The sequence below is a fragment of the Arenibacter flavimaris genome (assembly GCF_030291335.1).
GTDB lineage: Bacteria > Bacteroidota > Bacteroidia > Flavobacteriales > Flavobacteriaceae > Arenibacter.
The window spans coordinates 13,463-25,904 of the sequence record NZ_JASWIM010000008.1 but is presented as its reverse complement, the minus strand read 5'-3'; the positions used below and the strand labels follow the sequence as shown (position 1 = coordinate 25,904).

The 12,442-nt window shown below is 39.6% G+C and carries 8 protein-coding genes; 3 read left to right on the top strand and 5 right to left on the bottom strand.

Annotated elements, in window-relative coordinates; translation table 11 throughout:
• The first annotated feature begins 138 nt into the window (after positions 1-138).
• The gene (locus tag QSE00_RS08685) at positions 139-1,026 is read left to right on the top strand and encodes a hypothetical protein (protein WP_110357088.1); all 888 of its coding nucleotides are present in this window, start codon (positions 139-141) and stop codon (positions 1,024-1,026) included.
• A gap of 1,056 nt (positions 1,027-2,082) precedes the next feature.
• On the opposite strand, the gene fumC is transcribed toward QSE00_RS08685, so the two are convergent.
• From fumC to QSE00_RS08670, 3 genes are all read right to left on the bottom strand, one after another.
• The gene (fumC, locus tag QSE00_RS08680) at positions 2,083-3,480 is read right to left on the bottom strand and encodes a class II fumarate hydratase (RefSeq protein WP_110358469.1); all 1,398 of its coding nucleotides are present in this window, start codon (positions 3,478-3,480) and stop codon (positions 2,083-2,085) included.
• Positions 3,481-3,570: 90 nt separating this feature from the next.
• Entirely contained in the window at positions 3,571-3,981 is a 411-nt protein-coding gene (locus tag QSE00_RS08675; RefSeq protein WP_110358468.1) for a thiol-disulfide oxidoreductase DCC family protein, read from the bottom strand.
• A 17-nt stretch (positions 3,982-3,998) separates the two neighbouring features.
• Positions 3,999-6,170: an endonuclease MutS2 gene (locus QSE00_RS08670; RefSeq protein ID WP_110358467.1), complete on the bottom strand. Its 2,172-nt coding sequence runs from the start codon at positions 6,168-6,170 to the stop codon at positions 3,999-4,001.
• A 243-nt stretch (positions 6,171-6,413) separates the two neighbouring features.
• Here QSE00_RS08670 and QSE00_RS08665 point away from each other — a divergent pair, with 243 nt between their 5' ends.
• Together QSE00_RS08665 and QSE00_RS08660 are read left to right on the top strand one after the other, a co-directional pair.
• Positions 6,414-7,463 (top strand): DUF6340 family protein, encoded by a 1,050-nt coding sequence (locus tag QSE00_RS08665; RefSeq protein ID WP_286105632.1) that lies wholly within the window; start codon positions 6,414-6,416, stop codon positions 7,461-7,463.
• 298 nt (positions 7,464-7,761) lie between these two features.
• Positions 7,762-8,814 carry a DUF6340 family protein gene (locus tag QSE00_RS08660; RefSeq protein ID WP_286105631.1) on the top strand — a complete coding sequence of 351 codons (1,053 nt, stop codon included), beginning with the start codon at positions 7,762-7,764 and terminating at the stop codon, positions 8,812-8,814.
• 72 nt (positions 8,815-8,886) lie between these two features.
• Here QSE00_RS08660 and QSE00_RS08655 read toward each other — a convergent pair whose 3' ends face one another.
• Together QSE00_RS08655 and QSE00_RS08650 are read right to left on the bottom strand one after the other, a co-directional pair.
• Complete coding sequence (locus QSE00_RS08655; protein ID WP_286105630.1) at positions 8,887-10,707, bottom strand: ABC transporter ATP-binding protein; 1,821 nt, start codon at positions 10,705-10,707, stop codon at positions 8,887-8,889.
• Positions 10,707-12,416: a phospho-sugar mutase gene (locus QSE00_RS08650; RefSeq protein ID WP_110358463.1), complete on the bottom strand. Its 1,710-nt coding sequence runs from the start codon at positions 12,414-12,416 to the stop codon at positions 10,707-10,709. Before QSE00_RS08650 ends, QSE00_RS08655 begins: the two co-directional genes overlap by 1 nt.
• Positions 12,417-12,442 lie beyond the last annotated feature (26 nt).

Sequence of the window (12,442 nt, the reverse complement as noted above, 5' to 3'; positions counted from 1 at the left end):
AATCATTTAGTATTCTTATCGAGAAAATTTATTTATCTTAACTAAAAAAATCTAAAATCCAAACCAGATCGTATATAGAGTGTTACAAACAAATAAATTTTAAGGTAAAAAAGAATTAAATAATTAATAATTACAATTATGACTGAAACAAAAAGTAATAATGGATTGAAGGTTATTGCAGGTTTATTAGGTGTAATTTTACTTGGGGTAATCATTTACACTGTAAGTTTATATCAGGATAAACAAAAGAATACTGCATTACTTACAAAAGAAAAAGAATTGGTTGTTGAAGATTTGACCAGTTTAAAATCCGAGTATGACAAAGCTATCTTGGAAAGCAATGCAACCAATGAAGAATTGGTTTCTGCCAGGGACAATATTGCAAAATACATTGATTCCGTTAAGACTATGAAAGCGGATATTGCTAGTCTTTACCGTTACAGAAAACAAGTTGGTATTTTGACCAAAGAAAGGGAACAATTGATCAGAAAAGTTGATTCTTTGACCAGGTCCAATACTTTCTTGGCCATGCAAAGAGACAGTACCTATGTAGAATTGGAGAAACAAACAGTTTTCAACGATTCCTTGGTAGTACAAAATACCCAATTGGCCGATGTAGTTTCAAAAGGGTCTGCCTTAAATCTATCCAAATTCTCTGTGGACGCAGTTAAAGAGAGGTCCAGTGGTAAATTGGTATCTACTTCTAGAGCTAAGGCCACCGATAAATTAAAAGTTTGTTTCACTGTAGCCGATAACGTAATTGCCCAGGCCGGGGACAGACAATTCTTTATTGAGGTCTTGGATCCACAAGGCAATGTCTTGGGAGAAAGCTTCTCTAAAACAAATGACTCAGGAGCTAGCGTTACTTACAGCAAAGGCACGGAATTCTATTATGAGAACCGCTCTTTGGACGTATGTGATTTCATTAACAAGCCAGCAAGTGATTTCCAGAAAGGGAACTACATGGTAAATGTTTATGATAATAGTCTAAAATTATTGGGAACTTCCAAGTTTCAATTAAAATAAAGGAACACTATCCATTTAACTTAAAAGGCCAATCTTCAGGGATTGGCCTTTTTTTTTTAGTGAGACCCGTATTTCAAAAGCCGCAGGCGTATTGGAATGCGATAGTCGAACTAACCCCGCCATATCGGCGGGGTTTCTTATTTAATTACCCCGATCTTTGGATCGGGACCTTAAAGTGAGGGGCAGAGCTTGGCTTGGGATTTAATACCCTTTATTAGTTTAACTAATCTCGCTGCAATAGCGGAATATATATATATATATATATATATAGATCATTCCCAAAAGTAGTGTGTGTGCACTAAATGAAAAGCCAGAACAATCCGTTTTACATTTGGTGTCTTGTTCATTTTTTGCATCGCCCAAAAAACGCTAGACTGATTTTTCTTTTCTTGAAATCTACGAACTTTTCACTGCCGCAGCGTCCAGGCCGCTTTCACTAATGTAAAATGCTCTATGGACGCCTTCCTTCACCCAATGTGGAAACCCCTTGATTTGCTATGAAAATAAAAATAGGCCGAAAACCAAAACGAGAAGCTTGTCGTTGGTCCTCCTGATCCGCAGAATAGGGTTCAAAAGCTCCGAGATCCAGCTTTTTTGTTTTTGAAAAAAGCGCGGAGTTTTGAAACCGGTTTTTAGACAAGGTCTAAAAGATTCCTCGGAGAAGGTGTCTTTTCTTTTGTTTCGTTTTCTTTGGACAAGCAAAGAAAATGAAAGAAGATACAATTTATGAACCTCCTTCATCGGTTTCTATAAACATAAGCGGGTTCAACGGTTTTTAAAGGAATTCATGAAATCTGCTTTTAGCCTAATGATAATCCTGAATCTATTTAGTTGCCAAGACTTTAGATGTGCAAAAAAAATGGTTATGGACCAAAGCCTACAATAAACAATAAGTGATAATGGCAATAACTAACATAAACACAACAATTAGTCTTGATCCATTATCACTTCAGCCTAAAGTGGGTCCTACATCTAGCAGCTTGCTTCAATACTAAGTATAACCTTATAATTCATTGCTTGCGCGCTTGGTGGTTTTTAACTTATGGACTTCAAGTATTATTCCAAGGTACCAACCATATCCTCTGGTTTTACCCACTCATCATACTCTGCAGCGGTAACGTAACCCAAATTAATGGCCTCCTCCTTTAATGTGGTACCATTTTTATGCGCCGTATTGGCAATTTCAGCAGCCTTGTAATAACCAATTTTAGTGTTTAGGGCCGTAACCAACATTAAGGAGTTGTTTAAAAGCTGCTTAATAACATCGTGATTGGGCATTATACCTACGGCACAGTTCTCGTCGAAACTAACACAGGCATCCCCAAGCAATTGGGCTGATTGTAATATGTTCGCGGCCATCATAGGTTTAAAAACATTGAGCTCGTAATGCCCTTGGGTTCCACCTACGCCAATAGCAACATCGTTCCCCATCACCTGGGCACATACCATGGTTAAAGCCTCACATTGTGTAGGGTTCACTTTACCAGGCATAATGGAGCTCCCCGGTTCATTTGCGGGAATAATAATTTCACCTATCCCGGATCTTGGCCCTGAGGCCATCATTCTAATATCATTGGCTATCTTATTTAGGCTAACCGCCAATTGTTTTAAGGCACCATGGGTTTCCACTATGGCATCATGCGCGGCCAAGGCCTCAAACTTGTTTTCTGCAGTTCTAAATGGCAATCCAGTAAATTTGGCAATATATTGTGAAACCAAAATATCATACCCTTTGGGAGTATTTAAACCTGTTCCCACGGCAGTGCCGCCAAGGGCCAATTCACTCAAATGATCCAAGGTATTGTTCAATGCTTTTAATCCGTGGTCCAATTGGGAAACATACCCAGAGATTTCCTGGCCCAGGGTCAGGGGAGTGGCATCCATTAAATGCGTTCGTCCTATTTTTACCACCTTGGCAAATTCTTTGGATTTTTTGTCCAATGTATTCCTTAGTTGCGTAATACCCGGTATGGTGACTTCAACAATCTTTTTATAGGCTGCAATGTGCATTCCGGTAGGAAAAGTATCGTTGGAAGACTGGGATTTATTTACATCGTCATTGGGTTGTATGGTTTTTTCTCCTTCCCCTATTGTTTTTCCGGCCAATTCATGGGCCCTATTGGCAATAACCTCGTTAACGTTCATGTTACTTTGGGTTCCTGAGCCAGTTTGCCATATCACCAATGGAAATTGATCATCGTGCCTACCCTCTAAAATTTCATCACATACTTGGGCAATACGATCTCTCTTTTCTTCGGAAAGTACACCTAGTTCAAAATTGGCATAGGCCGCTGCCTTTTTTAGATAGGCAAATCCATAAACTATATCCAAAGGCATTGATGCTGCTGGACCAATTTTAAAATTATTTCTCGAGCGTTCGGTTTGGGCTCCCCAATATTTGTTGGACGGCACTTTAACCTCGCCCATGGTGTCCTTTTCTATACGGTATTCCATAATCTAAAATGAGTTTATTGATAATTACAAATTTACATTTATCTCGTTAGTAATAAAATTTACGAATAGGGGTGGAAGGTACTTTCCTTCTCATAAAAATTTTTCCTTAAGTTCGGGACTTGGAATCATACAGGCCTCCTTTTTACCGTACCATTTATAGCGGTTTTTAGCAATGAAGTCGTACACCCAATTCCTGATTTTTTCGGGTATCCATTCGAATACGCTGGCCAACTGCCACACACCTCCAAAAGATTGGGCAATCTTAAGGGCCGCGGTAGACTTGGTATAATAGGCCACTCCTGGTTCTATAAGGATTATGGAATCTACTAGGGAAGCATCTATTCCCCGCTCTGCGACCAACTTCTTTCCAATTTCACTTTGTAGTGCTGCAAACCTATAGGCATCGCCCTTATCGTGTTCTATAACATATTGCACAGAATTATTACAGAGGTTGCATACCCCGTCAAAGAGAATTATTTTCTTGTTCTGATTCATTTCCATAATGGTCCAACCACTTTTTACATTTTTCTTTCTACCAATTCCAATTGGTCAACCGCAACATTAGTGGTAAAAATACCATAGTTTACAATGGCCTTGTTCTTTTCCAAACTGTCTATGCTCCCCACCGCCTTTCCATCTATTAAACGCACACGGTCGCCTACTTTAAATACCGGTCGTGGCTTATTTTTTTCCTTTACTTCTGCTTTCTTTTTCTCAACTTTTTTCTTTTCACGAATAACCTCTACCTTTTTTATCACCTCCTGTTCTACCTTGGCCTTCCTTTCTTTTATTGCCTTTACTTCCTTTACCGTTTGTTTTTTGCGTTTACTATTCTCGGTTTCCACTATACGAATTAATTCTGAAACCAAATTGCGCTTCTTTTTATCCTGAAAATATTTTTCCGCGGCCGTATTTACCTTATTCCCCAAATAGATCATCCTTTGGTTATGATCGTACAATTCCTGATAGTTCTCCAATTTGGATTTGATCTTGGAGTTAAGATCTTCCAATTTTTGGGCTTCCGTTCTGGCCTTGGATTCTTCTTCTTGAAGTCTGGAGCCCGTTTTCTCCATTTTACTACGCTCTTTTTGAAGTTTGGCAATGGTTGCATCAAATCGGACCTTACCGCGCTCTATTTTCTTTTTGGCCTTGTTTATTAGGCTATAGGGAATGCCATTCTTTTGTGCTACTTCAAACGTAAAGGAGCTACCGGCCTGTCCCAATACCAATTGATAAGTGGGTTCCAACGATTTTCCATCAAAAAGCATATTGGCATTGGTAACATGGGGCAATTCATTGGCCAGTAATTTCAGATTGGCATAATGGGTAGTGATAACACCATAGGCACCTCTGTCATAAAACACTTCCAAGAAGGTCTCGGCCAGTGCACCTCCCAGTTCGGGGTCACTTCCGGTTCCAAATTCATCAATTAGAAATAGGGTTTTATCATTGCATTTGCGCAAGAAGTAATTCATGTTCTTCAGACGATAGCTATAGGTGCTAAGATGGTTCTCAATGGACTGGTTGTCCCCTATATCGGTCAGTACATTGTCGAATAAACAAACTTTGGATCGCTCATGTACAGGAATCAATAAACCACTCTGCAGCATTATCTGTAAAAGACCAATAGTCTTTAGCGTAATACTTTTACCTCCGGCATTTGGCCCAGAAATGACTATAATTCTGTTTTCGGGATGTAGGGCAATGGTTTGAGGGTATGTTTTTTCCTTTTTGTACTTGTTGCTCAAAAACAACAAGGGATGGTAGGCATCCCTTAGATAAAGCTCCCTGCTCTCACTAATTTCTGGCAATAGGGCATCCATTTCCAAAGCGTACTTTGCCTTGGACGCCGTAATGTCCAAATGAACCAGAAAATCCTGATAAGCATATAATTCAGGGGCAAAGGGACGTATGCGGTTGGTTAGGTCGTTCAAAATTTTTTGTATCTCTTCCCGTTCTTCGAATTCTAGATTACCGAGTTCCCTACTGTACCTAAGGGTAGCTTCCGGTTCAATGTAGACAATACTTCCCGTTTTGGAGGTCCCCATAACGGCTCCCCTAACTTTTTTTCGATACATGCTCTTAACGGCAAGTACCCGTCTATTATCTACAACAGATTCCCTTATTTCGTCCAAAAGTTCAGAGGCCTGATAGGTATTGAGCGCCGAAGCAAAGCTCTGATTTATTTTGCCCTTTACCACAACCATTTGGGACCGGATATTTTGAAGGTCGTTGGAAGCATTGTCCTTTATTTCCCCAAATTTATCAATGACAGCTTCAATATTGCGAGGAATTTCTGTGTTTAGTGTTATACCATCCGACACCACATAAAGAAGAGGATAGTACTCCTTAAATTTTATAAAGAACTTAATATGGGTAGCTACTGTTGTGCAAATGGAACCAATTTTCTTGAACCCGCCTACTTCCAAGGTAGTATTCTCAATTTTCAGGAGTTTCAATTCCGGGTCAATGGCATCAAAATTATGACCGGGAATCCTATTGTCATTGGAATAGGAGGCCAAGTACTCGGAGGTTTGGCCCAAAACGTTCAAAAGATCGGTTTTGTCTGATAATGGCTGTAAACCAACTACCTGTTCCTTGCCAAGTTCTGTGGTGCATCGAGCAGCCAATTGCAGTAGGACGGTATTAAATTCGAGGTCTTGAAGCGTCTTTGGACTTATTTTATTCATTTATTCAATTTTCCTTTCCATAAGGATTTATAGCCTTCAAAGGTAAGGAATAGGTGCAATATGGAAAGACAGTAAGTGCATGTATTTCATACCCTGTCCCACCTTTTTTTTAGTCCAACGCTCCCTGATAACTCTTAAAAAGAGGAAGAAAGTGGGTTCACAGAACAATATTTTTGGCATAGTATATGTTTTATTGCTAGGCTATTACAACAGTATTATTTAATAACCAATTATAACCACCACATGAAAAACCATAGATTAATACTCGGATATATAGGTATGGTCATTTTATTAATGTCCTGTAGTGCCACCAATAATTTAACCATGGGTGCCACGGAACCGGCCATAGTACACCTACCCAAAGAGATACAAAGAATAGGTATCATTAATAGAAGTTTGCCTTCCGAAGGCAATAAGCAAATTGACAAAATAGACCAAATATTGTCGGCAGAAGGACTAAATCTCGATAGAAAAGGGGCCGAAGTTGCCATTACCTCCTTATCGGATGCATTGGCCCGTACAGGAAGGTTTGAAGAAATAGTAATTTTGGATGGCGTAACGGAAATTAGAAAAGGACTGGATGTATTTCCGGCCAGCTTATCCTGGGATATAATAGAAAATATTTGTGAGGCCAATGGTGTGGACGCTATTTTTTCCTTGGCATTTTACGACACGGACACACAGGTTTCCTATAAACCATCCATGATGGAGCTTCCGAACAGTTTGGGGGTCAAAGTGTCCGTACCGGCACATGAAGTAACTCTTAATACGCTTATAAAAAATGGATGGCGCATCTATAACCCCCGAACCAAACAAATTGTGGACGAATTCGGCTATACAGATCACTTGGTGTCCTCTGGGAAGGGTATTAACCCGGTCAAGGCAATCGAAGCCGTGGCCCGCAGGAACGAGGCTGTTGAAGAGTTAAGTAGAAATATTGGCTATGCCTATGGAACTAGGCTATCTCCTTACAAACATAGGATCAGCAGGGACTACTATGTACGTGGAACGGACAATTTCGTGGTGGCCAAAAGAAGGGCGCAAACCGGGGATTGGCAAGGTGCTGCCCAACTTTGGGAAAAGGAATTGGACAATTCCAAATCGAAAATTGCCGGAAGGGCCTGTTACAATATGGCAATCATAAATGAGATCAACGGGGATTTGAATGCCGCCATGGATTGGGCTTCAAAATCGTATTCGGATTATGATAATAAGGATGCCTTGAGATATTTGAATATTCTTAAATATCGTTTATCACAAAATGAAGTCTTGGAACAGCAAGCATCCCGCTAAACTTTCATGCCTTTAACAAGGTTTACTTCAATGGAGTACAGCAACAAAAAAGTCCGTTATCCCTAAAATGGGAAACGGACTTTTCTGAATGTTAGGCGTAACCAAAGTTTCCGCTAAATCCTTATTAATGATTAAAAGGCAGTCTTAAAATGGCATTTTTTATGCGTCAATGGCAATCTAACCCAAATACCCATCGGATTTTGGGTTAAAAGGACAATATTTCCACTATAAAATGAGTTTTATAATGGTTATGATTTTACGATTAATTTCTATTTTCCTACTATTAAATTCACGAAGCATGAACAAGTTCTGTACACAGTTATTCTTGTTGGGCCTAATCGTTTTAATTGTGGGCTGTGGCTCCACTAAGGAAATTGTAATTCATACTATGGAACCTTCACCTGTTCATATTTCGCAAAAAATTAGAAGGATAGGTATAGTCAACAGGAGTGAACTGCAAAAGGCAGAAGAGGATAAAACGGGTCTTAACAGAATGGTGGCCGCCGAAGAGCAATGGCTTTTGGAGCAGGGTAGGAATGCTGCCCTAACGGGATTGTTCAATGAGTTGTTAAAGGACAACCGTTTTGAGACTATAAAAATCCTGGATTCGGTACCCCAAGAAAATTTACGTTTTGAGATGGGAAACGATTCCATTTCTTGGACCTCTATTGAAAATATTTGTAATACCTACGATGTGGATGCTATTTTTTCAATGGCCTTTTTTGATACGGAAACCACAGTATCCTTAAAGAAAACATCGATGATGCAACCCAACCTCATGCGGGTGAAGGTAAAAGTACCGGCCCAAGAACTCACCTTGGAAACCCTTATTGCAAATGGATGGAAAATATACCATCCAAAATCCAAGGAAATAATCGATGAGATCGTTTTTAACGATCAGATCATATCCAAAGGCAAAGGCACCAATCCTATGGAAGCCTATAAAGCAATGGAGGGAAGAAAGGATACCCTTATGGAACAGAGCAAGATTACAGGTAGCAACTATGGTCAACGACTGCTACCGTATAAAAACAGTGTTGAGAGATCATACTATGTACGCGGTACCATCAATTTTGAACAGGCTTCCGAATTGGTGGAAAGTGGAGACTGGCAGGGAGCAACACAACTTTGGGAAAAGGAGTTAAATAATTCCAATTCAAAAATTGCCGGCCGTGCCTGTTACAATTTGGCGGTTATGAACGAAATTAAGGGCGACTTGACTTCGGCTATGGACTGGGCAACAAAATCCTTTAAAGACCACAACAACAAGGAGGCTATGGAATATTTGGATACACTTAATTATAGGTCTTTCCAAAATCAAATTTTGGAGCAACAGGTCTCAACAAGATAGTGGCACTGATCCATGAGTGCCACACCACAATCCTCTAGTGTAATTCCTTATTGTACAAAGCCATAAAAAGGCTTAGAAAGACTGCATGGTAACCAACTTTTTATAGACCCCGTCCTTTTCCATTAGTTGTGTGTGGGAACCTTGTTCCACAATCTCACCCTTTTGTAAAACCACTATGGTATTGGCATTTTGTATCGTGGAAAGTCTATGCGCTATCACGATGGAGGTTCTATTCTGCATCATTTTTTCCAGGGCATCCTGTACCAATCTTTCGCTTTCGGTATCCAGGGCAGAGGTAGCTTCGTCCAGTATCATAATGGGTGGATTTTTAAGAACGGCCCTGGCAATGGATAGCCTTTGCTTTTGTCCTCCACTTAATTTATTTCCACTATCCCCAATATTGGTATCATACCCATGGGGGAGTTCGCTAATAAAATCGTGGGCATTGGCTATTTTGGCAGCCTCGATTATTTCATCATCCGTGGCATTTTCTTTACCAAGTCCGATATTGTTTTTAACGGTGTCGTTGAACAAAATGGAATCTTGGGTAACGAGTCCCATTAAATTGCGAAGTGATTTTTTGCTAAAATCCCGAATATCGATACCGTCAATTTTTATCTCCCCATCATTCACATCATAAAAGCGGGTCATTAGGTTGGCAATAGTACTTTTTCCGCTTCCGGATTGGCCTACCAATGCCACGGTCTGACCTTTGGGAACCTTTAGGTTAAAATTCTTCAACACATACTCATCCTCGTACTTAAAGGAAACATCTTTAATATCTATTCCCTTATCGAATGTAGGTTTTACCACAGCCTCCTTCCTTTCAACAATTGGATTTTCCGTTTCCAAAATTTCCAATACCCGTTCCGCAGCAGCATTTCCTTTTTTTACACCGTAGGAAGCTTTACTAATAGCTTTTGCAGGGGTAAGAATTTGATATGCTAATCCCATATAAGTGATAAAAACACTTGCTTCCAATGATTTTTCAACCAATACCATACGTCCGCCATACCATAACAAAATCCCAATTACAGTTATGCCCAAAAATTCACTTGATGGTGAGGCTAAATTTTGTCTATTTAAAAGACTGTTGGAAAATCTATAAAATCTTGAAGTAGATTTCTGAAAAACAGAATTAAATCGCCCTTCAGCGTTAAACGCTTTTATAACTCTTAAACCACCTAGAGTTTCTTCAAGAATGGATAAAAAATAACCTTGCTCTTTTTGTACCTTATCGGACTTTCGTTTTAACGATTTCCCAATTAAAGAAATAAGAAATCCCGATAGAGGAAGAAAAATAAATACAAATAAAGTCAATTTGGGACTAAGGGCTACCATAGCGAGTATGGTAAAAATAATGGTAAGAGGCTCTCTTACAATTAGTTCTAAAACAGAAAGAAATGAATGCTGAATCTCTAATACATCGGAGGTAATTCTAGCAATAGTATCCCCTTTTCTTTTTTCAGAATAGAAACCAATTGGCAAGTCAATTGTTTTTGCGTAAAGAGCATTTCGCAAATCTTTTAAAACACCATTTCTAAGAAAAGTGATAAAATACATGGCTAGATAACCAAAAAAGTTTTTTAAGAAAAACATACCAATGACTAGACCGACCATTATCATAAGTAACTGCCCTTGGTCATCACCAAGCTTCTGCGTAACGTAATAGTTAAGATATGACTCCAAGTATTTCTGAGTATCCACAATACTAGTCCAATTGGGCTTTACCGTAACCGCCTTTGTTTGTTTAAACAGTACGGTTAACATTGGAAACAAGGAGAGCATTGCTAGAGTACTAAATAACGCATATAAAATGTTGGCAATTATATTTGAAAAAGCAAATTTTTTATAGGGTTTCGCAAAGCGAAGAATCTTTTTAAAATATTCCATTAACCTAAATTCAGTTCTTTAAGGATTCTTTCAATTTTAGCATCCAACTCGGCATCTACTTTCTTAAAATCGGCTGCATTCTTCAAAGCTGTATTGATGCTAAAATAAAACTTGATCTTAGGCTCGGTCCCGCTAGGTCTGGCCGCCATTTTTGTACCGTCTTCGGTAATATAGATCAATACGTTCGATTTTGGAATATCTATGGGGGTTACCTTGCCAGTCAGTACATTTTTAGAGGTGGCCGTATTGTAATCCTCCACGGTCACCACTTTGGAACCATCGATGGCTTCAACGGGATTATCCTTAAAATCGATCATCATCCGGTTTATTTCTTCCGCTCCCGACATGCCTTTTTTGGTCAAGGAAATCAATTTTTCCTTAAAGAACCCATAGTCCACATAGCAATCTATTAAATCCTTATAGAAGGAACTTCCATTGGCTTTGGCGTTCGCTCCAATTTCACATGCCAATAGGGTAGAGGTAACGGCATCCTTATCGCGTACAAAATCTCCTACCATAAAACCAAAACTTTCCTCACCACCGCCAATGAAAGGCTGGTCCGGGAAATCCTTGATCATTTTGGCTATCCATTTAAAACCTGTAAGGGCGGTCTTGCATTCCACTCCATAGCCCTTGGCAAGGGAATCCATCATAGGTGTAGAAACAATGGTGGACGCAATAAATTCCTTTCCTGTAATTCCTTTTTTCTTTCTTTGGTCCAACAAAAACTTGGTCATCATGATCATTGTCTGGTTGCCGTTCAATATCACCATTTCTCCTTCGAGGTTACGAACTGCCACTCCCAGACGGTCACTATCCGGATCGGTACCAATCACCATATCCGCACTTATTTCCTCCGCCCTTTTAATAGCCATGGACAGGGCCTCAGGTTCCTCGGGGTTGGGCGATACTACCGTGGGGAAATTACCATCCGGTTTTGCCTGTTCCTCAATAACGGTCACGTTCTTATACCCAGCCCTTTCAAGTACCTCGGGAATCACTGTAATGGAGGTGCCATGAAGGGAGGTAAACACTATTTTAAAATTGTCCTTGTCCTTGGCATTGAAGTTGCCATTTTTAACCGAAGCCTCAATAAAGGCTTCATCCACCTTTTTATCTATTAATTCTATTAAACTTTCGTCCGCATTGAATTTGATATCTTCAAAATCAAGGCTATTTATTTCGCTAACTATGGCGCCGTCCTGAGGCGGAACTATTTGTCCCCCATCGGTCCAGTAAACTTTGTATCCATTGTATTCCGGTGGGTTGTGCGAAGCGGTTAAAACAATTCCTGCATGGCAATTAAGGTATTTCACGGCAAACGATAATTCCGGGGTAGTCCTCAATTCCGAAAAAAGGAACACTTTAATTCCATTGGCAGCAAATACTTGGGCAACGGTCCTGGCCAAAGTGTCACTATTATGCCTACAGTCATAGGCTATGACCACTTTTACCTGTTCGTTATTGTATACTTGATTTAAGTAGTTGCTGAGGCCTTGCGTACTTTTCCCCAAGGTATATTTATTGATCCTATTGGTACCGGCACCCATTATTCCGCGCATGCCTCCAGTGCCAAATTCCAAATTCTTGTAAAAGCGGTCTTTTAATTCTTCTGTATTATTATCTATTAAATTTTGAATCTCGTTCTTAGTCTTGTCGTCAAAAAAATCGGTCAACCAATTTTTCGCATTTTTCAATATGGCATCCATAGTCATTTGGTATTATATGTTCTTAA